Below are 21,803 nucleotides of genomic sequence, written 5' to 3'. Positions count from 1 at the left end.
TGCCACTCCTAGTCCTGTAATCCTAGACTAGCTATAAAACGATTAAAGGCAGCACGACCTTCTGGTGTATATTTGTAAACACCAGCATCTTCTAAAACACGTGTAAAGACTAAGCCAACTTCATCTCGAACAATCTGTGTAACTGTTTCTGCTGTTACATCTAAATGAGAAGCCTTCAACTTTTGAGCCCAATCTAGGTGATAATCGGCAATTTGATTGTCCTGACCAAGTAAGAAATTTTCAACTTCTTCTAGCTCTTGTTTTAATCGAGGCGGTAAAATAGCCAATCCCATGACCTCAATTAAACCAATATTTTCCTTTTTGATATGTTGGACATCCTTATGTGGATGATAAACACCATCAGGATACTTATCACTAGTATGATTATCACGAAGAACAATATCTAACTCATACCTACCATTGCGCTTTCGAGCAATAGGAGTAACCGTATGATGAGAAGTTTCACCAGTATAAGCTATAATATCAGCGGAAATGTCTGAGTAATCCTTCCAAGCTAAGTGAATTTTCTCTGCTAATGCGACCAAAGATTCTCTGGATGCAGAATTCAAGCGAATAACAGACATGGGCCATTTCACAATCCCAGTATCAACATCTTCAAATCCTTTCACAATAAATGATTGAACCACTTCTGCCTTTTCCATAGGAAAAGTATGTCGACCGGCTTGATAGTGATTATGACTTAAAATAGAGCCACCGACAATAGGAAGATCTGAGTTTGAACCAACAAAATAGCCTGGAAAAGTATCTACAATAGTTAGCAACTGCTCGAACGTTTTTCGACAAATAACCATAGGGATATGCTGCATATTGAGCACAATACTATGTTCGTTAAAATAAGCATAAGGAGAATATTGGAATCCCCAATCTTCACCACAAAGTTGCAACCGAATAATTCTATGGTTAGCCCTAGCTGGGTAATTAATACGTCCCTGATACCCCTCATTTTCTATACACAGTTGACATTTAGGATACTTAGAAGACTTAGCAAGCTTAGCAGCCGCAATTTCTTTCGGATCTTTTTCTGGCTTTGACAGATTAATCGTGATCTCTATATCTCCATATTGAGACGACGTTTTAAATGCAATATTTTTAGAAATAGCTTGCATTTTAATATAATCATTTCGCTGACTTAAGGCATAGAAATTAGCAATAGCTTTCTCAGGGCTACTTTGATAAGTTTTCCAAAATTCCCGATTAACAACACTGGGGATCGGGGTAATAAAATTCATCAACTCTGCCCCCAAGGCATCCCTTTCCCCATCCGAAGGACCAATCTTACCATTAGACACTCCAATATCAACTAACTTATCTTTCAAGTCTATCATGGGCAGATTGGGCACTTTTTCACCAACACCTTCTTCACCAATCAGGACCATCACACGATTTTTAAGATAAGTTGCATCTTCTTCAGTATAGCAGCCGACTGCTATGATATCTTTTACAAATTGATCTAATATACCCATTCTATCACTTCCTTGTAAGCACACGGCTACCACTAGCAATCTCAGCAAGGTAAAACTCTGGAGCATAACCGACAATTTTTTGATAGGTATTGCCGACATTATCTTGAAAACTCTTTACCTTATCTTTATGAACAATAGCAATACTACAACCTCCAAAGCCTGCTCCTGTCATACGAGCACCGAGGACACCTTCTTGCTGCCAAGCAGTATGGACTAGGGTATCTAACTCAAGACCCGTCACCTCATAATCATGCTCGAGTGAGACATGTGATGCATTCATCAGGCGACCGAAACGTTTCAAATCACCTGATATCAGAGCATCTTTTGCCTTCAAAGTGCGTTGATTTTCAAACACTGCATGACGAGCACGCTTTAAGCGATTACCATCCCTAATAGCATAGGCATATTCATCAAAGCTTGCTTCATCCAACTCTCCTAAAGTTTGGACGGCAATCAGTTGATTCAATTCTTCAACAGCTGTTTCACACTCAGAGCGCCGTTCATTGTACTTAGAATCAGCTAACTCTCGACGTTTATTCGTATTCATAATGACAATAACATAATCTCCAAGATCAAGTGGCACTAATTCATAGTCTAACGTATTTGTATCCAAATAAATAGCCGTATTTTCAGCACCCATGCCTATGGCAAATTGATCCATAATCCCTGAGTTTACTCCAATAAAGTCATTTTCGGTCTTTTGACCAATTTTAACTAAATCAAGCCTGCTTAGCTCTAAATCAAACAATTCTTCAGCAATAATTCCAATTAATAATTCTAATGAGGAAGAAGAGGATAAACCAGAGGCATTTGGAATATTGCCGTAAATATAAATATCCATACCAGAATCAATGATATGGCCTGCTTCTTTCAAGAATTTTAAAACACCTTTAGGATAATTCGTCCAGCCATCTTCCTTGCGAAAGACCAAATCATCAAGATCAAGATCAACAATACCGACATCTTCAAAGTTAGCAGAATAAAGACGGATAAGCCGATCCTTACGCTTACAAGCTGCACCATAAGTCCCCAAAGAAATAGATGCCGGGAAGACATGACCACCATTATAGTCGGTATGTTCACCAATCAAATTAATCCGTCCCGGTGAAAAGAAGGTAGCATCAGCTTCTTGATTAAAAATTGTTTTAAAATTTTTTTCTAATAGTTGTATATCCATCATAAAACTCTCCTTTGATAGCGTTTTCATATTTATTATATATTTTTAAGTAAAAAAATCAAGTATTTTTAGTAAAACTAAAAACCTCATACATTTGTATGAGGTAAATTATCATTTAGATCTTTTTGATGATTCTCGCTCAATCAAAGCCGTAGGTAAGGTGAGCATCATAGGAACTTGACCAGGATTATTAGTGATATTAGACAATAAATCAACTGCCTTTTTTCCCATTTCTTGCATAGGGACATCAATACTAGTTAAGCTAGGCGTAGAATATTTAGCAACAGCTGTATTATTAATGGAAATAACACTCATATCCTCTGGAACTTTGATCCCAAATTCCTGTAAGGCTTTTAAGGCACCAAGAGCCATCGGATCGCTAACAATCAATAATGCTTCAGGCAACTCACCTGAACCTTCTATAATTTCTTTCATCCTTTCATAAGAAGATTCACTCGTATAATCACAGGTATAAATATAATCTGAATTTAATAGATTCTTTTGTGACAAATAATAATTAAAGTAGTCCAATCGAAAATCAATCTCTGGAGAATTGTCTTCACCTGCAAGAATACCAATACTTTTATGGCCTGCATCTATAAAATAATCAAGGGCTTGCTTAAGTCCCATTTGAAAATCAGCAGTAACACAAGAATAACCTTCAGGCAAAGTGTTCTTATCAATGAAAACAGTCGGCTTATTGAAATTTTTAATCTTTTTGAGCTGTTTATCGCTGTATTGATTGTGTCCGATAACAATGATACCACTTGAATGCTTAGCTTCAGACCAATCATCTTCCCCATACAAAACCTGTGTCTTTATTTGCCTCTGGACTGTCTTCTCTTCTATCCCTAAACGAATAGTATAGTAATAAAGATCATTAAGCTCTTCAAAGGCATTATCCCATTTAATAATGGTAAATAGCTTAGGGTCTTTAAGACGCTTCTTTTGATACTTTGTATAGTTTAATTTTTCCGCAATAGCAAAAATCTTTCTTTGGGTATTCTGATTGACAGACATCGTCTTATCCCCATTCAAGACTCTAGAAACTGTCGCCGCAGAGACGCCAACTTCTTTGGCAATGTCTTTTATCGTAGCCATAATATGCCTCCAGTACTAGTCCTATGCCATTATTATACCATAGAAGAATTGCTAATTCTTGAATCTTTGAATGCCTTCACCGCTCCAACTATCTTCTCCGATAATGCAGCTCTATATGATAAGTCTTCTTTTGATGCTCATCAACTGTAAGATCTCCCAAAAAACTATGATGAATAGCATCCGGTGGATACTGAGCTTCTAAGGCTACTGCTTCAAAAGGAACAGCTGATTTTCCATTATCCCTTGACAGATAAGTCCCTTCTGGAACACCGCCTAGGGTATAAACGACAAGGGCATTTCTATCTGAGAAAAGTTCTATAGACTCTCCAGTTTCAAGATTGCTGAGTTCCACTTGACTTTTATTAAGTCCAGGAGTCACAATAAAACAGTCATCAAATCCACCATTTTTAATGATTCTATCACCTAAGTTCGCTCCTTCTCGAAAATCATAAATTGTCCCTTCTACATTGAGCAGTCTGCCTGTAGGAATCAAATCTGGCCTGGTTTCAAGGTAGGTTGAACTTTTAATCTTCAACTGCTGGCCATTTAGATCTTGGTCATCTGACAGATTGAAATAAGCATGACAGGTTGGATTAAATACCGTTTGTCGATTAGCATGGCTAGCAGAATAAGTAATCTTAACAGAATCATCATCAGTTAAACTAAATCGAGCTTCCACATCATAATCACCGGGAAAATGATCCACAGCTTCCTTAGCTCTATAAGTAAATATGATACTATCGTGCCCATTTAAGCTATCAATACGATAATTCCAAATTTGCTTGTGAAATCCCTGATCACCACCATGAAGCGTATGGGGACCATCATTTTGAGGCAGTTGATAATTTTTATCAACTAATGGCAGATGCCCATCTCTAATTCTTCCAGCAACTCGGCCAACACTCTGACCAGCGCACAAACTACTAGACAAGTAGTTTATCGGATCATCGAACCCTAGAATAATATTTTTATAATGGTTTTCCCCATTAGGAACTAAGAATTCCTGTAGAGTCGCTCCCAAATTTAATAGTGAAATAGAAATATTATTTTTATTAGTTAGTTTCATCCTATCAATAGAGCGATCTCCGATTCTACCCACAGTTTCAATACTCACTGTCATCCCTGATACTCCTTATATAGACAAGAGAGTGAGACAAAGATCAAAAAATCTCTATAAAACGCATTTTTGATCTTGCTATCCCACTGCATTAATCTGATAAATACGAAATAAGGCTAAAGAGTCTGGATTTTTGTCCCAGACTCTTATTGTAATTCCTATGAAATGCTAAACTACTACTTTGGTTCAATGACCACTGTCAATGTTTGGCTAGTTATTGACGGCAGTAAAAACTCACTATGTACAGGAGCTCCCCAGGAGTCATCTCCACCAACTCCCATTTGTGCTGACAACAATTTCAACCACGTTGAACGTTTTAAGGGTAACTCGTGTTGATGGTAGGCAGCATCAATTTCTGCCGTACGATTTGGTAGGGCCGAAAATTCAAATGCTTTGTCCACCGCCTTTACAACTAATCCACGACCATTTTGTCCTGTCAATATCAATTCTCGAACACCGTAGTGATTTCCTGCTTCTTGAGGCATGAGATAAGGCGTCAATTCCTTATCAACCCGACTTTCATAACGACCAAGATAAGCTCCATCTAACTTATCACAGTAGCTTTCATAAGCGCCGTAGCCATAATAACTAATATCACTAAACTCTGGTTTCACAGCCAATTCTAATCCAAATTCTGGCAGTACTGGTAAATCTTTTTGACCAGGATAAGTCGCCTTAATACTAATGCGTCCATCAGCATCAACACTATAGGCAACAGTTACAAAGGTCTCCACTGGTAATAATAATTGATAAGTATAAATTACCGTAACATCTCTATCTGTTTCTAATACCTCTGTATTAACAGCTTTGCTATGCTGACCAGCTGATTGCCAGATGCCTATATCAAATGGATATCCTGCACCACGATCATTATCTGTTAAAGCACGCCAGAAGGTTATCTTTGGACCGTGATTAATATATTCAACACCATTATAAACTAAAGATACTAATGTACTTTGGGCTTTTGAAAGCAAGATAGAAAAATTATCGCCTTGAATACCGATATTAAAGTCTCCCTCAATAATCCTAGGTCTTACAGGTGATACTTGAACTGTAGGCATAGCTTCTACTGCAAGGAATTGCCCACGAACATATTCATAGCCTCTATCCGCCCAAAGAGTATCTTTACCCTGATGGAAACCAACTTCATATATTGTTTCACAAGCATCTTGAGCTGGTGGAAAGGCTACTTCATAAAACTCACGACTACCTGCTTTGACCTTAGCTGTAAATTCATGAGACCAGACAACATGACCATTCTCCAAGACACGGGCTGTAAAGAACCCATCAGAAGTATCTTCAAACAGACGATCATTACTAATTGTCACTCCTGTTTCTGTGACAGCCAATTTAATATCTGAATAAAGATGCTTGACTGGTTGAATTTTAGGACTGACTGTGCGGTCTGCAAAAACAAGACCATTTCCGCAAAACTCATAGTCTGAAGGACGATCATCCCAATCACCACCATAACTTAAGAATTCCCTGCCATAATCATCTTTCTTATAGATAGCTTGATCTATAAAATCCCAGATAAAGCCACCCTGATAGTGGGGATATTTCTCCAATGCTGTATAAAGTTGTAAGCCGCCAGCAGAATTACCCATCGTATGCATGTATTCACATGAAATATAGGGCTTTTGAGGGTCATTGGTTAGATATTCTTCTATTTCAGCTGGCTTAGCATACATTCGGCTCTCAATATCCGTAATAGCATCAAACTCCCGACACCAAGTCACCCCCTCATAATGAACAGGACGTGTTGGATCTACCTGGCGGAAATAATCTGCCATCTTGGCAATGTCATCGCCTGCATATGACTCATTACCACAAGACCAAATCAAAATGGAGGCATGATTTTTATCCCGTTCGAACATATTTTTAGCACGATCTAAACAAGCCTCTAACCATTTAGGATCACTAGCTGGAATATTCCAAGAGGGTTCTGATAGTCCAAGCTTTTGCCATGTTCCATGCGTTTCTAAATTGGCTTCATCAATAACATAGATACCATATTCGTCACAAAGCTCATACCAGCGTGTCTGATTAGGATAATGAGAGGTGCGAACAGCATTGATATTATGCCTTTTCATAAATTGGATATCCCAAATCATATCATCTTCAGTAATGCATCGACCAGTTCTCGCATTAAATTCGTGACGATTGACACCTTTGAAGACCAGACGCTTACCGTTCAAAGTCATAATCCCATCTTCAATTTGGAACCTACGAAAGCCAACTTTAAGTGGTACTATTTCTACTACTTTTCCATCCCTTTGAAGCGTAAAAGTAACATCATAGAGCAAGGGATTTTCAGCACTCCAGGGAAAGACATCTAAATTATCAAGATAATTGCTATAGTTGTTGCCAGAGATTTTTTCCAACTCACCACCTATTAGGGTCTCTCCCTGTTTAACATCAACGACCAATTCAGCCCCTTTAAGTTCACCTTTATATTTAAGATCATAAGATAAGCAACCCCGCTTAGTATTAACATCAAAATCCGCTTTTACAAAGATATCTTGAATGTGAACATCTGGAATAGCATAGAGATAAACATCACGAAAAATACCTGTGAGACGCCAAAAATCCTGATCTTCCAGCCAACTGGCTGTTGAAAATTTATAGACAGCTACAGCTAATTTATTATCACCTTCTACTAAGTAATCCGTCACTTCAAATTCACTAGGTGTAAAGGAATCTTCACTATAACCTACAAAGTGTCCGTTAATCCAAACAAAGATAGCTGTTGCCACACCTTGGAAAGAGATGAAGGTCGGTCTTCCCTTTAATGCTTCATCCACTCGAAAGTGTTTGATATAAGAAGCAACAGCATTACCCTCTTGAGGAATTTCTGGTGGCCTTAGATGGGCCTTTCCATCCCAAGGATACTGTGTATTGACATACTGTGGACTGCCAAATCCTTGCAATTCCAAATGTCCTGGAACTGTCACGAAATCTAAGTCTTTTTCATCAAAGTCCATTTGATAAAAGTCAAGCAAAGCTTGGTTAGCACTCTTAGCATAGTGCAGACGCCACGTTCCGTTCAAAGATTGACGAAGGCGCATAGTGCCTCTGTTTTTTTCTGTTTCATCTAAAAAATACGAATGATCAGAATGAGCCGCAACCGTATTAACTGAAAAAACTTGAGGATCACTTAGCCAATTATAATCAAGTGTTTTAATCATTCTACCTCTCCTTTTTGAAACGTCATCACTCCAGCCATAGCCTCTACATAATCGCCAGAATCGCCCAGCGTATTAAAGTCTGAAAAAGCGCTAGAGTTTGTCACAGTAACAAAGACAGTATCATCTAATTGATTAGCTTTAATCATAGAATCTTCAAACTCCAATAATTTATCACCCGCTTTAACACGATCCCCTTCTTCCACATAAGAGATAAATCCTTCTCCCTTAAGAGATACGGTACCAAGACCAATATGAATCAACACAATGATCCCTGCCTCATTTTCAATACCGACTGCATGACGAGTAGGAAATACCTGCCTAATAGTTCCATCAAATGGTGCAAATATTTCGCCATCATTTGGAATAATAGCAAAACCTTGGCCAAGAAAACCAGCTGAATAATTCTCATCACCAACTTCTGCCAAAGACTGAAAACGACCAGAAACTGGTGTAGCCAGAACGAAAGTATCTAAATCATCATGGACATTATTTTCCGAGGTATGGACGCTAAATCGATTCTCTAATTCACGGACGATTTCTGCGTGACGCTCTTCCGTCAAAGAAACCCTACGCGTAATAACAAAGCTACCCATCAACATAGCTACTGCTGGAAAACCAAACATGCACAGCTTAAATAGGGATTGTTGCCCATCAGTAATAGAAGCTGCTGATGCTCCTGTTGTCATACCAGCCGCAATGGCAATCGCAGATACTAACCAATTAGACATCGCACCACCCAATTTATCAATCAAAGGACGAACAGACAATGTCAAAGACTCATCACGATGCCCTGATTTCCACTGACCATACTCAACAGAATCGGAAATAATCATCAAGATGACAAGGAAAATAAGAGGTTGTGGAATAAAGAAGAGCTGAGCAGCAAGCAAGACAAGAGGGAGACTGGCACCAGCTATACTAAAAACACCGATACCACTCAACATAACTGCAATACAGCCAAGAAAGAGACGTTTGCGGTTAAACTTACCAGCCAAGCTTGGAAATAGTGATACGGATATCAATCCCACAATCGTATTGAGACCATAAAGAATAGAGTATTTACCCGAATCACCTAAAATAAAGGTAAAGTAGTAAAGCTGCAAAGCATTAAGTGTATTAATCCCTAGACCATAAAACCAATAGCCAAGTGACAACCACATTAACTGATCATTTTTAGCCAAAACTTTAAAAACTTGTCGAAGTGTCGTTTTTTCCTTTGATTGACGAAGTTTGGACTCAACTTCTTTAGTCCCAATACCGACGGCCAACGATGTTAAAACACCAATCAAAGCAACAATAAAGGCGAACCAAAACCATCCCGACTTATCACCTGAGCCACCAGTATTAGTCATAGAGAAGAAAAGAACAATCGGCATAATAACGACACCAACAATATTAGCACCAATAGTTGACCCGATACGAGCAAAGGTAGCCATCTTCTCACGTTCACGAGAATCCAAAGAAAGTGCTGGAATCATAGACCAAAAGCCAATGTCTTTGATGGAGTAAAAAATATCCATCAAGAGATAAATAATCCCAAATAAAATGAGATAAAGCACGGGATTAGTGCGATTTAACCCACCTAGATCAGTAAATAAGAGCAACAAAGCAATAGAGCTTATAATCCCACCACCAACTACCCAGGGCTTGAATTTACCATAACGACTCTGGGTATTATCAATCATATTACCAATAAGCGGATCAATGAGCACTTCAAGAATACGCAAACTAGCAATAATATTGGTAATAAGCAACACATAGTGACTATCTCCTTTATCAAATAAATGAGTGGTCACAAACATAATAAAATAGGTAGATAAGGTAGCGTAAAATACGTCATTACCAAATGCACCTGCAGTATAAGATAAGCGTGAGGTCATTTGACCTTTTTCTCTACTCATAAGGGCTTCCTCCTTTTTGTTTACGCTTACATTTTACTTTTTAAGTTATTTTTTGTCAATATTTTTAGTAAAAATTAAACAATATTTTTACTAAAGAGTTTGGGAGCTATAAAAAAAGCAAGTCCATCTGGACTTGCCCACTAAAAGCTTTCTACCTATCTTCCCCGAGACCATTTTTCCAAATCATAATACCAACAAACCCCTGCATCAGCATAGCTAGATAGCTAAAAGCAACAATATCATTACCCACCGATAAGAAAAGGATAAAACTAAGAATATCGACTAAAAGCCAGAGATAATACCCATCAAGATGGCCTTTAACCTGACGCTGCTGAGCTGTAAAAGAAAGACCGTTCGTTAGCGCATCTAGGATAATCCTCTGTCCACCAATAAGCCAAGAAAGAACCCCAAGCCCAATCGTCCAGAAAAAAATCGCTACGATAATATCTCTCCAACCAAATGCCTTATCCACAACTAGCTCACCATCATCTGCCCGGCGCTTATTCCATGAAAAATGACCAATAAACTCTGTCACTAAATAGTAAAAACTGGTAATCATGTCACCATAGATGCCTTGCATACCAGCTACCAGAGCACCAGAAACATTTTGAACACCATTTAATTTAAAGGTATGCTGCCACTGTATCGCCAGCGTCCAAGTTCCTAAAAATCCAAAAATAGACATAATGATAGATAGGACATTTAAAACTGTATAATCACCGGCTAAGATGGTCGGTAAAACACTATTCATTGTAAAACCAAGCGAAGCTAAAAAAGCAAGGACTGCAAACACTTTCTGACCCTTACTAAAACGTCCCCAAGCCAGATTGAAGGACTGCTTAAACGATAATGTCGACATCTATCTCTCCAGTTCTAATAGTTTTAGATATTTCTAAAACAACAAAATACACTAAATATAGCGCAACAGAAAACTATTCTAACACTATATTTAGTGGGGTTCAAGCAATACTTCCTAAGAGCAAAACTATATAAGTTTTATATTAGATTGACAAAAAAACTCAGGTAGAAACCTGAGTTTTTCATTTCACTATAGTGAGTTAGCATCAACCTTGATACCAACACCTTGAGTAGTGGTGATAGACAAGTTAGTGATGTAAGCCCCTTTAACAGTTGCTGGTTTTGCTTTAGCGACAACATCGTTAAACGCTTTGAAGTTTTCAACCAACTTATCAGTATCAAATGATACCTTACCGATGATAGCTTGTACGTTACCTGCCTTGTCAGCACGGTAAGTAATCTTACCACCCTTAGACTCTTCAACAGCTTTAGCAACGTCCATAGTTACGGTACCAGTTTTAGGGTTTGGCATGAGGTTACGTGGTCCAAGGACACGTCCGAGACGACCAACTACTGCCATCATATCAGGTGTCGCAACAACAACATCGAAGTCCAACCAACCATCGTTGATTTTTTGAACAAGTTCTTCTTCACCAACGAAGTCTGCACCAGCTGCTTTAGCTTCTTCAGCTTTAGCACCACGCGCAAATACAAGAACGCGAGAAGTTTTACCAGTTCCGTTTGGCAAGACCATTGCACCACGGATCTGTTGGTCAGCCTTCTTAACATCAATATTAAGGTTGTAAGCAACTTCCACTGTTGCGTCAAATTTTGCAAAGTTTGTTTCCTTTGCGAGTGCTACAGCTTCTTCTACACTGTAAGCTTTAGTAGTGTCTACCTTTTCAAGGGCAGCACGCATTTGTTTGCTTTTTTTAGCCATGTTATCTTTTTCTCCTTGTGTTATGTGGTCCTATCGATTTTCATCTTCCACACCGTAAGCACTATGCTTAAACTCGGTGAAGGTGGATTCTATTAGTCAGTAATAGTGAATCCCATTGAACGTGCAGTTCCTTCGATCATGCGCATAGCAGATTCGATGTTGGCAGCGTTCAAGTCAGGCATTTTTGTTTCAGCAATTTCTTGCACTTGTGCACGAGTGACTGAAGCAACTTTTGTTCGGTTTGGTTCACCTGAACCTTTTTCGACACCTGCAGCCTTTTTCAAAAGAACAGCAGCTGGTGGAGTTTTAGTGATGAAATCAAATGATTTGTCTTCATACACAGAGATAACAACTGGGATCAACATACCAGCTTGGTCAGCTGTACGAGCGTTAAACTCTTTAGTGAATCCCATGATATTGATTCCGGCTTGACCAAGTGCAGGACCAACCGGTGGAGCTGGTGTAGCTTTACCAGCAGGAATTTGAAGTTTTACGACATTTTCGACTTTTTTAGCCATTTTGTAATTTCCTCCTTTGTGGTTTTGGCGGTAAGGATAAGATTTTTACCTCCCACAAGTATGCAAAGCGCATACCTTATTTATTATACAGCAATGCCTCACAAAATCAAGGTTTTTTCACTTTTTGATAGAAAAAGTTTACTTTAAAACCGTTTAGCGATAAAATAAACTCATGATCTATCTTTTCGCTATAATTTATTTCTTTTTAATTCCTTTTCTGGCTCAGTTTTTAGTGCGCTATTTTGATCTCACACGCTTTACGATCAAATTTCCCGATATTAGTTTACCTTTTTTAACACTAGCCATTCTCTGGATGTCTAATCGCTATTTCACACACAGCTTCTTACCTCAGTATCTTCTGATGATGTGTCTACTCGCTATTGCGACCTGCCTATTCATGCTTCGAAAAGTAGGCAACATTAAAATTTTTTCCTATCGACGTTTTCTTAAGCTCTACTGGCGGATGGGCTATTTACTTACAGCTATTTTTTATATCGTTACCGTTGTCCTAATCGCACTAAAATAAGAACAAACCTGTCCCCCTTTATTTACAAAGAAGGACAGTTTTTTTTATATTTATACTAATAAATTTATTTCCTTTTGGTCGCTTAACAGCCTTATATTTTAAATACCTGCGGCACCTGATAACCAAGCGTAGATAAAGAAGATGGCAAAGCCAAAGAGGAAAATCAAACCAGCAATTGATAGCCAATCTAGCCAGGCTGGTAGTTTTTTACCTTTAGATTTGATCAGGCTATAGTTAAGGTAGGCAAAGAATGGGGTTGTAATAAATGACCCAATCATAGCGAAACTAAGCATGCGTGCCACTTCACCTGAAAAGCCGTAAACGATAACCAAACCAGCTACTGCTGTCACCGTCATCCAAGTAATCAAGGAAGATTTTGAGGATTCTTTCTTACCCATGAGCAGGCTAAGCGCAGCATTGTTGGCACGAGAGTAGCCATCGATAACTGTGATTACAGTACCAAAAATACACAAGAAAGCGATGAAGCTAATAAATGGCACAGCCCAATCACCAAATGTTGCTGCATACATGTGAACGAATTGAGCAATGTAATCAGCTGACTTACCAGCAACAATTTCTGTACTACCATACTGAATCAGTGCTCCCAATGCAAGGAAAAAGAAGGCAAGAATCGCTGTCCCGATATAACCAACGTTAAAGTCAAAGAGGGCATCTTCTTCATTAACGTCTACTACTTTCCGTTTTTCAACAGCCCAGAGGGAATTTAGGGTTGAGATCTCGATTGGGGCAGGCATCCATCCCATGAGTGAAATCATGAAGGGGAGAGACTTGATATCCCATGGTGATGTTGGAACAAATCCAGGCGCTAACTCACGGTGCTTGAAAAGCGCAATGACAACCGCACCAATCGTCGCAATCGTAAGCAGTGAAATGATCCATTTGGACAGACCATCAAGAAAACGATAGCCTCCAAGGAGCAACATCCCCCAAATAATGACAATAATGATAGAAGTCAAACTTTGGATGGAAATTCCCCACGATGCAGGGAGCACATTTTTGACAATGGCTGCACACAAGATACCAACCCCCGCTGTATTAACCACAGCTGAGAAAATGTTGAGAATAAAGTAAATCCAAAGATAAGCTTTCCCTTTTTCGGCATAGCCTTCAACCAAGTTCTTACCGGTCTCAGCCGTATATTGAGAACCAAAACGGAAAAAAGGGTATTTAAAAAGATTGACCAAGAGGACCAAAATAGCTAAAGACCATCCAAATCGGGCGCCGGCTTGTGTAGAGGAGACGATATGTGAGCCACCAACAGCTGCAGAGGCCGTGATGATCCCAGGTCCCAGAGCCTTTATCTTAGTTTGCCAGGTAGATTGTGATTGTTCTGCCATAAAAATACCTCTATTCATAGAATTTTCTGACTTTTCTGTCAAATTTACACCTATTATAATGACATCCCCTGCAGCTGTCAACTGTTTTTTCTGAAATTTCACAATTTTTTCAATTTCTATGAACAGACAGTATCACTGCTAGTTTGCTTTTAAATAGTCGCTTGCCTCTAGGCATTTTGCTATAATGAAAGGGCACAAAATTATCAATAAAGGAAAACGATATGAAACTGATTTCATGGAATATAGATTCTCTCAACGCCGCTCTGACTAGCGATTCTAGTCGGGCACAGCTCTCACGTCAAGTGATCGATACCCTGGTAGCCCAAGATGCAGATATCATTGGCATTCAAGAGACCAAACTTTCTGCCAAAGGACCTACCAAAAAACACTTACAAATCCTAGCAGATTACTTCCCAGACTACCATCACGTCTGGCGTTCTTCCGTCGAACCAGCTCGCAAAGGGTATGCCGGAACCCTCTTTCTCTACAAAAAGAGCCTACCAGAACCTGCAATTACCTACCCAGAAATCGGGGCACCCTCTACCATGGACAGTGAGGGGCGCATCATTACACTGGAGTTCGAAAACTTTTTTGTCACTACCGTCTATACGCCAAATGCCGGTGATGGCCTCAAACGCTTAGAGGAGCGTCAGCTCTGGGATATCAAGTATGCTGAATATTTAGCGAAACTCGATGCCCAAAAACCTGTCCTAGCCAGCGGGGATTACAATGTCGCCCATAAGGAAATTGACCTTGCTAATCCCAGCAGCAATCGTCGCTCACCCGGTTTCACCGATGAAGAACGCGAGGGCTTCACGAACCTGCTTGCTAAAGGCTTTACCGATACCTTCCGCCATGTGCACGGAGATATCCCAGATCGCTACACCTGGTGGGCACAGCGCAGCAAGACCAGCAAAATCAATAACACTGGCTGGCGCATCGACTACTGGCTAACCAGCAACCGTATCGCTGATAAGATCATCACCTCCGACATGATCGACTCCGGAGACCGCCAAGACCACGGACCTATTGTACTGGAGATAGAGATATCATAACTCCAGTTAAAATCACCTGCACAAACGTACAGGTGATTTATTTTTTAACCTTATCAACGTGGTAGTCCACAAGAATTAACAGGTCGAGTAGAAATTCCAGATGTATCATAGTAACCTTCTCCAGGTATATAAATAATATGCTGTTGCCTTCTACGCATTCCCCCCGCTATCAGAGGATAACAGCCTATGTCACCGCTAAAATAACCACCTTCAACAGCAGCAAGCTCTTGGTTATCCATAAGTTCAAATTTATCAATAGTCATTGTAGTCATAATAATCTCCTTTTCGATTTAAAGTTTTTTGTCTGCTTGGCCAAGCGACACCCATAGTATACCTAAATTTTTGGAACGTACACGCCTATTCCCTGAATGGTTCTATTTTTGCCCTGAACGGTCAATTTTAGCAACAGTTTTCTCAAATCCAATGCTCATCACATGAATTGAATGGTGCAACCTGAAAAATAAATCAGTAGCTGTTAAACAGCTACTGATTTACAAAGGTTAATGATTCGATGAAGGATATTGGAAATACCTCTATTCACTGATATTTCTTATATTCTACAAGATAAAGGAAAGAACTAAACAAGTCAAATAGAACCTTTGGACTGGTTCGTTTAATGAATAATAACAGTAAAAGTAGCCTATCTCTTTAATTTACTGTAGAAATCTATTTTTTAATATCTTTTGAGCAATATGCAGACCAATACTAGTCCAAATACTGGACTAGTAGCAACTGGTTTCCAGCCACCTTTTATATTTGCTTGGTCTAGGGTCAATGCCTTAACATTTTTATTATCCATATGCTATTTATCCCCTTCGATGGTATTCATCACATTACCCATTTAGTTCATTTAACTAATAATTTGATTAACTAAACATAATTTAAGTCTTAGATTCTATATACTCAATTTATCTTGAATGGTCGTCTTTGTAAATTTTCAAAACACAACTATTCAGTTAAATAAAAACTATAATCTTAACATTGCTATATATTCAAACCAATAAAATTAAGCAGTAGAATTAATGACTACTGCCTAAAAATAATTATTTCACTTTTTTATATTCTTCTACAAGAAGAACACACCCCAATAAAATTAACCATTGGGCATAGCATACAAGAACAGGAAGACTTCCATAATTTAGAACACCATTCACAAATATAATTATGGAAAGCACAAGAGAACCAAGGCCAAAAGATATAGATGTGATATTTTGGTTCTTATTCAATTTGAAATAAAACTGAATAAGAAGATAAATTGTCAGAAGAAGCACAGAAAGAATGAAACTCGTTAAGAGTAACTCTGACCACCTCCTACTTGCTAAACTTAGCATAAATTTTGGGAGTAAAGCTAAACTATTAAGTAAAATAATTACTAAAGCTATAATATCAGCAGCTATAAGCATCTTTTTCCCGGCATACATTACTGATTTTCCTTTCCTTTATAGAGACTTGTTTTATTGCACTAGAATATTTTAAAAATAGAGAACAATACTCCAGACAACCAATACTTACTATACTCAATGATCAAGATCAATGTTTAAACAAAACATTTGGTGTAAACTTTATTTACCATAATTTCTTTCCATTTCTCGAGTCTTATTATTATAACCCAGGCAATAGAAATATCCTCCAGCTAGTCCACCAATAAGCCAGGCAGCTCTCGGACATTTTCCACCACTATACTCTGATAGTTCGTCAATACTTAAAAAATCAAATTTATCAAGACTAGTCATGTGTATACCTCCATACTACCATATTAACGATGCTTACGATTATAAGCTGCTTCAGCTTGTACCTGACCAAGCCAATATGCTCCTTGAGCAGCAGCTATAGCCAAACCAGCTGCACCAATAACAACACCTACTACACCGCCTTCAATAGAAGCCAGTGCTTGATCGTCCATCACTTCAAATTTATTAATTGTCTTTGTAGTCATAATAATCTCCTTTTCGATTTAAAGTTTTTTGTCTGCTTGGCCAAGCGATATCTTTAGTATACCTAAAGTTTTAGGGCAAGCACGCTTATAGCCTAAATAGTTCTATTTTCATCCTAAACGGTTAAAATAAGTTGTTGTTTTGACCATTCAGGGTGAAAAAGCGACCGTTCAGGCATCGCTTGATATAACCAATATACGATAAGCCCATAAAAGAGAAAGGCAATAAATTTGAATTAAAAATAATATCACTAAAAAATCAACTGGCAATCACCAGTTGATTTTTTATCTCGAATAATTTATCTCTCTGAAAAACTTACTCTTGTACTGTTTTTCTTTCTCGATTGAATGTCATCATTTGCTTAGCAGCCAAACCATAAAGAACTAGATAAACGATCGGTAAAATAAAGCTCCATACATTAATCGTAATCGTAAGTGAAAAGATCAGCTGGATGACAACTAAAGCAATCCCCAGATAAGCTCCCAAAGGGGTGACACCTCTTTCATCGTTTAGGCTTTTAAAATTACGACTGGCAATAACAACAATCGCAATACCAATGATCACTGCGATAATTGCAACAGCTATCGCTAATGGGCTATAGCTTTTTTCCAGTATATCGAGCTGTGCTTTACTTAAACCTTGATCTTTAAATTGACCACTGTCAAGCATAGATTTTCCCCATATAATTACAAAAACACTTATAGTATTTCTTACAATATGTAAGATTCCCAGAATCAAGACAAGCACATTAAAACGTCTAACAGTATTTTCCATTTTTTCAATTGGTGACATAATTCCTCCTTAAATAACGAGACCAAATCATTAATATCATCGGTCCACTTATAGATATGGCTATAATCAATCCACCCAGTAACAAAGACCGGATCAATTATGAACTCTATCATAACATAATTTAATCTTAAATAAAATAACCGTTTCATGAAAGTAGTGACCGCACAGAGAAAACAATTCAATAGCTTTATCAATAAATCGCTTTCTCACCACTATCTGTAAACTAATCAAAGACTCACGAACTCTTTAACACTAGCCACTTGCCTCTCATCATTGGCAATCCCTTGTAAATCATGGTTGCCAGAGTTGCTGATGATATACTCTTCACCAAGATTAACAGCACCTAAGAGACGAGACATATTATTGAGCCAGTCCTTCTGCGTTGTAATTCTGATGACATGACCAGTAAATTGCTTCATATCATTTTTGATATCAGCTATCGTTTGCCTAGCTTCTTCCTTATTAGAAGGCAGGTCAAAATCTTTACGTAAAGAATCATAAACCTTGTTACCAAGATAAGCAACAGCAGGAATATAAAGTGGGGCAGCATTATAAACAACGGTCTCAGAATGATTTTTCTTCAAAGCGACTCGCTGGGCAAGATTCCCCCCTAACGAATGACCTGTAATAACAACATGAGCCGCACCATACTGACCAACGATCTTATCATAAAAGTCATAAGCAGGTTGATAATGCTGACCTCGAGCTAATCCAATCCCCATGATATCAGCACCAAGCGTATCCTGCAGATCATTGCTCTCCCTATTTGTCCCTGTATAGGCAATGATGACCTTATCACTAGCCTGATCCTTAAAAGCTGTTCCACTTGTTCCTGTTTTATCATCATAAAAATCACTGAGATAAGTCAGATTAGAAGGAATGACCTTTCCAGAGTTTTGAACCTCTGTCAGAACAGTCGCATCTGTAGCTCCCTTTAAACGCGCTTTTTCAAATTCAGAAGTCAGGGCTGCCGCATCTAGTGACGAAATACCAGATGATCTGCCATCCACAATCTTTCCAATGGTAGCTCTCTCGTCATCCGAAACAAAATCTTGACCCTTGAGAGCCTTCTCTTCTGCTATTTCTGATGTCTTAGGATGAGCCGTAGTCGTCAGCGGTTCTTGTCCAGAATCAACGGAAACAATCGTTCCTGAGGAAGCAGGTCTACTTGCACTGGGAGCGACAGTTGATACATGCTCCTTATAAGAATCAGCTTGGACGTCAGTTTGACTCTCATCAGTCACAGATGGTGAGACTGAGACCGCTTCTAGATCCGTGGAGTGACTGTCATTTTGAGCAGTGACATCATGAGAGACCTCTGGAGATGACGTTGCAACCTCTGTTGGCACAGTATTTTCATCTGATCCAACCGCTCCTTCATCCAAGGGTTCTTGTACCTGCTGTTCACTAATCACAACGGTTTGATCCGTGGCAGGAGCTGATGTGTCGGCACTGACAGCTGATCCCCCTGCTATCAGCAGTGAAACACTGGCTAAGGCAACAACTGCGACACTTACCCACCTCTTTTTAACTTTACGTCGCTTATAACGTGTGATCTGCATTATAATTTTCCTTTCCCCATTACAAGGTAGCTTTTTAGGCTTTCAACATATCTAAAAGACTCGTGATCCAAGATTTTGCTGTAGTTAAGACTTCTTTAAATAGTCTAATGTGGTCATATTGGTTTGGAGAAGTGACCCCCTTATTGCTCGTTTCTAGTTGAGTTTTTTCATTAGGTTCTTCCACAGCAGAACTTTGTGCCGGCTGAGATACGTGATCATTATTTGCTGGGACAGAAGTATTTTGTGCTTCATTTGACTGAGCTTCATTTGACTGAGCTTCGTTAGTCTCATTGGTTTTTACAAAGACTTTATCATACAATTCTTGGGCAGTACCACCACTACCTACTTGGCCTGACACGATCTTACCCTTCTCTAGATGAAGAACTGTTGGCGTAGCATAGGCACCAATTTTACCTCTCAAAAATTCCTTAGAAGCTGGTGTGAAATCAGGATTGTCAGTATTAAGATAGTATACTTGTTTACCCGTCAGTTCATTAAACTCTTTAAGAACGGGAGAGAAATCACGGCAGTAATGACAAGTTGGACGACCGATATACAGAGTATAGCTACCTTCTTCATCATCAAACATCTGATAAACATCTGCCATAGTAGCCTTATTAAAATCAGCAACATTTTCTTCATAGGCCTCTACAGATAAAGACTCAGGTTGCTCTGCTTCAGTTGATTGAGCTGGTGTAGACTCAGGTGCAACTTCTTGATGAGCTTCCGGAGTTTCTGGGGAAGGTTGTTCTTGAACCACTGGCTCAGTTGTTTGATCTGCTGTTCCTACCTGCTCAGAACTAGTAGCTGTATCTGAAGTCGACTCAGAGCTTGGAGCTGAAACGCTATCAGAAGGAACCGTAGAATCAGGTGATTGACTAGCTGTACCTACTGATGATGCCGCATTTTCATTTTCTACTACTGCAACATCACTAGCAGCTGATGATGAACCTGCTACTGCCTCATCTGCAGACACAGCGCCTCCTGCAAAAAGTAAAACACCCGCTGAAAATAGTAAAACTGACTTATAAAATTTCATAATCTTCTCCTTTTGAATGAAAACATTACCCTGCTCTTTATTTCAGAACAGCTAATATCATTTATACTTTATTTATATTGCTATCACCATGTGAAATCTCTCATGGTATTAGCGACAAAACTATAGTAATGTGCTTGGCCAAGCAACACCATTAGTATACCTAAATTTTTGGTGCGTGCACGCTTATTCCCTGAATGGTTCTATTTTTGCCCTGAATGGTCAAAATCGACTCAAAATTTCTTTGATAATGACCGCTCAGGCAATAATGAAATCTCAGATAAGCTAAGTATTCTCAGCTAAAAATTAAACAATCACTATCCTAGATTCCACCCTAGCAACTAAAAAAGAGGAGGATACATCCTCCCTGACCTTTCATGATAAATTAAGTCCATTTAAAAATAGTTCCCAAACATCGACAACCCCACACCAAGTCCCTTTTCCTGAAAAGAAGGATCATTGAGCTTACGATAAACCAGCTTAAGGAAGTCAGTCAATTCAGACCGAATAGCTAAAGGGCGCAGAGCAACTTCCAGATCCCTGACAACTCTAGGAAGATACTCCCCTTTTTCTAGACTGAGCTTCGCCTCTTCCAAAGCTTTTCGCTCTACAGAAGACATGTCGTTTTTCAGAGCTCTTGTAATCAAGGCTAATAACTCTACTTCTTGTGCACTTTTTTTCTTATTTTTTCCTAGAAACACCAAAACTACCTCCAAAACTCATCAGAATTCATAGAGAAGACCACATTATAGCTATCTAATTTCACCTGACTAGACAATCACTCTCTATAAAAGGATTCTCTCGCCAAAGTAAACAATAGGATGTTAGCAATTATCTCTTAAACTTTTCAATCAGCCAGTCTAACCATGAGACAAAAGCCATTAAAAGCATTAAGACAAGATAGGTATTCATTAAAGGCTCTTGCTCTATCTTATACAATAAAAAATTTATAATAGCCAATCCTATAAAACCAAATAGATAAATGCGGGCTGATAGACGACTGTTGTCCAAACGACCGGGCTTCATTTCAAAAGTTTTTGTCAAAATAAATTCCATCAATAGACAAATAAAAAACACGAATTCAAAAGCAAAAAGATGATCAATAATATCTGTCCCTTTTTGTAAACTTACATATATTTTTATCCCCATAAGCACAAGAAATAAAATAGGTAAAACAGCTGTAATCTTACTTTTATTGAAATCGAAACGAGGTCTTGAACGCTTTTTATCTTCCATCACTTTTATATCTCCCTATTTAAACCAACTATACACTAAATTAGAAACATTCAATACATCTCAATTTATTAGACTGCTAA

At 38.6% G+C, this 21,803-nt stretch carries 21 protein-coding genes; 2 read left to right on the top strand and 19 right to left on the bottom strand.

Annotated elements, in window-relative coordinates:
- Positions 1-8: 8 nt before the first annotated feature.
- The 9 genes from galT to rplK all read right to left on the bottom strand — a co-directional run bounded on the left by galT (position 9) and on the right by rplK (position 12,224).
- A complete protein-coding gene (gene galT / locus AC4HAI_RS00590) occupies positions 9-1,484 on the bottom strand; it encodes a UDP-glucose--hexose-1-phosphate uridylyltransferase (RefSeq protein WP_491110026.1) in 1,476 nt (491 codons plus the stop codon).
- Positions 1,485-1,488: 4 nt separating this feature from the next.
- Positions 1,489-2,661 (bottom strand): galactokinase, encoded by a 1,173-nt coding sequence (locus AC4HAI_RS00585; protein WP_491110270.1) that lies wholly within the window; start codon positions 2,659-2,661, stop codon positions 1,489-1,491.
- Positions 2,662-2,772: 111 nt separating this feature from the next.
- Positions 2,773-3,762, bottom strand: coding sequence for a LacI family DNA-binding transcriptional regulator (locus AC4HAI_RS00580; RefSeq protein WP_491110024.1), 990 nt, complete (start codon positions 3,760-3,762; stop codon positions 2,773-2,775).
- A gap of 88 nt (positions 3,763-3,850) precedes the next feature.
- A complete protein-coding gene (locus AC4HAI_RS00575) occupies positions 3,851-4,882 on the bottom strand; it encodes an aldose epimerase family protein (RefSeq protein WP_491110023.1) in 1,032 nt (343 codons plus the stop codon).
- A gap of 173 nt (positions 4,883-5,055) precedes the next feature.
- Entirely contained in the window at positions 5,056-8,067 is a 3,012-nt protein-coding gene (gene lacZ, locus AC4HAI_RS00570) for a beta-galactosidase, LacZ type (RefSeq protein WP_491110021.1), read from the bottom strand.
- Positions 8,064-9,968 carry a glycoside-pentoside-hexuronide (GPH):cation symporter gene (locus AC4HAI_RS00565; RefSeq protein ID WP_491110020.1) on the bottom strand — a complete coding sequence of 635 codons (1,905 nt, stop codon included), beginning with the start codon at positions 9,966-9,968 and terminating at the stop codon, positions 8,064-8,066. The genes lacZ and AC4HAI_RS00565 overlap by 4 nt, the downstream gene beginning before the upstream one ends.
- Positions 9,969-10,119: 151 nt before the next feature.
- A complete protein-coding gene (gene pnuC / locus AC4HAI_RS00560) occupies positions 10,120-10,827 on the bottom strand; it encodes a nicotinamide riboside transporter PnuC (RefSeq protein WP_491078150.1) in 708 nt (235 codons plus the stop codon).
- A gap of 189 nt (positions 10,828-11,016) precedes the next feature.
- Entirely contained in the window at positions 11,017-11,706 is a 690-nt protein-coding gene (rplA, locus tag AC4HAI_RS00555; RefSeq protein WP_491110019.1) for a 50S ribosomal protein L1, read from the bottom strand.
- Positions 11,707-11,798: 92 nt separating this feature from the next.
- Entirely contained in the window at positions 11,799-12,224 is a 426-nt protein-coding gene (gene rplK, locus AC4HAI_RS00550; protein ID WP_491078148.1) for a 50S ribosomal protein L11, read from the bottom strand.
- Positions 12,225-12,396: 172 nt separating this feature from the next.
- On the opposite strand from rplK, the gene AC4HAI_RS00545 reads away from it, so the two are divergent.
- Positions 12,397-12,750 (top strand): DUF3397 domain-containing protein, encoded by a 354-nt coding sequence (locus AC4HAI_RS00545; RefSeq protein WP_491078147.1) that lies wholly within the window; start codon positions 12,397-12,399, stop codon positions 12,748-12,750.
- Between the two features lie 98 nt (positions 12,751-12,848).
- Here the strand turns inward: AC4HAI_RS00545 and AC4HAI_RS00540 are convergent, their stop codons facing one another.
- Positions 12,849-14,108 carry an NRAMP family divalent metal transporter gene (locus tag AC4HAI_RS00540; RefSeq protein ID WP_491110018.1) on the bottom strand — a complete coding sequence of 420 codons (1,260 nt, stop codon included), beginning with the start codon at positions 14,106-14,108 and terminating at the stop codon, positions 12,849-12,851.
- A 221-nt stretch (positions 14,109-14,329) separates the two neighbouring features.
- On the opposite strand from AC4HAI_RS00540, the gene AC4HAI_RS00535 reads away from it, so the two are divergent.
- Positions 14,330-15,163, top strand: coding sequence for an exodeoxyribonuclease III (locus tag AC4HAI_RS00535; RefSeq protein ID WP_491110017.1), 834 nt, complete (start codon positions 14,330-14,332; stop codon positions 15,161-15,163).
- A 53-nt stretch (positions 15,164-15,216) separates the two neighbouring features.
- On the opposite strand, the gene AC4HAI_RS00530 is transcribed toward AC4HAI_RS00535, so the two are convergent.
- The 9 genes from AC4HAI_RS00530 to AC4HAI_RS00490 all read right to left on the bottom strand — a co-directional run bounded on the left by AC4HAI_RS00530 (position 15,217) and on the right by AC4HAI_RS00490 (position 21,726).
- Positions 15,217-15,435, bottom strand: coding sequence for a bacteriocin (locus AC4HAI_RS00530; protein ID WP_491078144.1), 219 nt, complete (start codon positions 15,433-15,435; stop codon positions 15,217-15,219).
- 771 nt (positions 15,436-16,206) lie between these two features.
- Positions 16,207-16,584, bottom strand: a complete 378-nt coding sequence (locus tag AC4HAI_RS00525; protein WP_491078143.1) for a hypothetical protein — start codon at positions 16,582-16,584, stop codon at positions 16,207-16,209.
- 141 nt (positions 16,585-16,725) lie between these two features.
- Complete coding sequence (locus AC4HAI_RS00520; protein WP_491078142.1) at positions 16,726-16,896, bottom strand: hypothetical protein; 171 nt, start codon at positions 16,894-16,896, stop codon at positions 16,726-16,728.
- Positions 16,897-16,919: 23 nt separating this feature from the next.
- Entirely contained in the window at positions 16,920-17,099 is a 180-nt protein-coding gene (locus AC4HAI_RS00515; RefSeq protein WP_491078141.1) for a Blp family class II bacteriocin, read from the bottom strand.
- A gap of 313 nt (positions 17,100-17,412) precedes the next feature.
- Complete coding sequence (locus tag AC4HAI_RS00510; protein ID WP_491110015.1) at positions 17,413-17,889, bottom strand: hypothetical protein; 477 nt, start codon at positions 17,887-17,889, stop codon at positions 17,413-17,415.
- Positions 17,890-18,116: 227 nt separating this feature from the next.
- Entirely contained in the window at positions 18,117-19,451 is a 1,335-nt protein-coding gene (locus tag AC4HAI_RS00505; RefSeq protein WP_491110013.1) for a YqiA/YcfP family alpha/beta fold hydrolase, read from the bottom strand.
- A 34-nt stretch (positions 19,452-19,485) separates the two neighbouring features.
- The gene (locus tag AC4HAI_RS00500; protein ID WP_491110012.1) at positions 19,486-20,490 is read right to left on the bottom strand and encodes a DUF6568 family protein; all 1,005 of its coding nucleotides are present in this window, start codon (positions 20,488-20,490) and stop codon (positions 19,486-19,488) included.
- A gap of 392 nt (positions 20,491-20,882) precedes the next feature.
- The gene (locus AC4HAI_RS00495) at positions 20,883-21,188 is read right to left on the bottom strand and encodes a bacteriocin immunity family protein (RefSeq protein WP_491110011.1); all 306 of its coding nucleotides are present in this window, start codon (positions 21,186-21,188) and stop codon (positions 20,883-20,885) included.
- 130 nt (positions 21,189-21,318) lie between these two features.
- Positions 21,319-21,726: a hypothetical protein gene (locus tag AC4HAI_RS00490; protein WP_491110010.1), complete on the bottom strand. Its 408-nt coding sequence runs from the start codon at positions 21,724-21,726 to the stop codon at positions 21,319-21,321.
- Positions 21,727-21,803 lie beyond the last annotated feature (77 nt).

The sequence above is a fragment of the Streptococcus sp. ALY_208 genome (genome assembly GCF_058314295.1).
The sequence above is the reverse complement of the archived record's forward strand: the minus strand, read 5'-3'. Positions and strand labels throughout refer to the sequence as shown.

Coding starts and splice junctions, on each gene's coding strand:
- galT (WP_491110026.1), bottom strand. CDS start 1,484: ATGGGTATATTAGATCAATTTGTAAAAGATATCATAGCAGTCGGCTGC.
- AC4HAI_RS00585 (WP_491110270.1), bottom strand. CDS start 2,661: ATGGATATACAACTATTAGAAAAAAATTTTAAAACAATTTTTAATCAA.
- AC4HAI_RS00580 (WP_491110024.1), bottom strand. CDS start 3,762: ATGGCTACGATAAAAGACATTGCCAAAGAAGTTGGCGTCTCTGCGGCG.
- AC4HAI_RS00575 (WP_491110023.1), bottom strand. CDS start 4,882: ATGACAGTGAGTATTGAAACTGTGGGTAGAATCGGAGATCGCTCTATT.
- lacZ (WP_491110021.1), bottom strand. CDS start 8,067: ATGATTAAAACACTTGATTATAATTGGCTAAGTGATCCTCAAGTTTTT.
- AC4HAI_RS00565 (WP_491110020.1), bottom strand. CDS start 9,968: ATGAGTAGAGAAAAAGGTCAAATGACCTCACGCTTATCTTATACTGCA.
- pnuC (WP_491078150.1), bottom strand. CDS start 10,827: ATGTCGACATTATCGTTTAAGCAGTCCTTCAATCTGGCTTGGGGACGT.
- rplA (WP_491110019.1), bottom strand. CDS start 11,706: ATGGCTAAAAAAAGCAAACAAATGCGTGCTGCCCTTGAAAAGGTAGAC.
- rplK (WP_491078148.1), bottom strand. CDS start 12,224: ATGGCTAAAAAAGTCGAAAATGTCGTAAAACTTCAAATTCCTGCTGGT.
- AC4HAI_RS00545 (WP_491078147.1), top strand. CDS start 12,397: ATGATCTATCTTTTCGCTATAATTTATTTCTTTTTAATTCCTTTTCTG.
- AC4HAI_RS00540 (WP_491110018.1), bottom strand. CDS start 14,108: ATGGCAGAACAATCACAATCTACCTGGCAAACTAAGATAAAGGCTCTG.
- AC4HAI_RS00535 (WP_491110017.1), top strand. CDS start 14,330: ATGAAACTGATTTCATGGAATATAGATTCTCTCAACGCCGCTCTGACT.
- AC4HAI_RS00530 (WP_491078144.1), bottom strand. CDS start 15,435: ATGACTACAATGACTATTGATAAATTTGAACTTATGGATAACCAAGAG.
- AC4HAI_RS00525 (WP_491078143.1), bottom strand. CDS start 16,584: ATGTATGCCGGGAAAAAGATGCTTATAGCTGCTGATATTATAGCTTTA.
- AC4HAI_RS00520 (WP_491078142.1), bottom strand. CDS start 16,896: ATGACTAGTCTTGATAAATTTGATTTTTTAAGTATTGACGAACTATCA.
- AC4HAI_RS00515 (WP_491078141.1), bottom strand. CDS start 17,099: ATGACTACAAAGACAATTAATAAATTTGAAGTGATGGACGATCAAGCA.
- AC4HAI_RS00510 (WP_491110015.1), bottom strand. CDS start 17,889: ATGTCACCAATTGAAAAAATGGAAAATACTGTTAGACGTTTTAATGTG.
- AC4HAI_RS00505 (WP_491110013.1), bottom strand. CDS start 19,451: ATGCAGATCACACGTTATAAGCGACGTAAAGTTAAAAAGAGGTGGGTA.
- AC4HAI_RS00500 (WP_491110012.1), bottom strand. CDS start 20,490: ATGAAATTTTATAAGTCAGTTTTACTATTTTCAGCGGGTGTTTTACTT.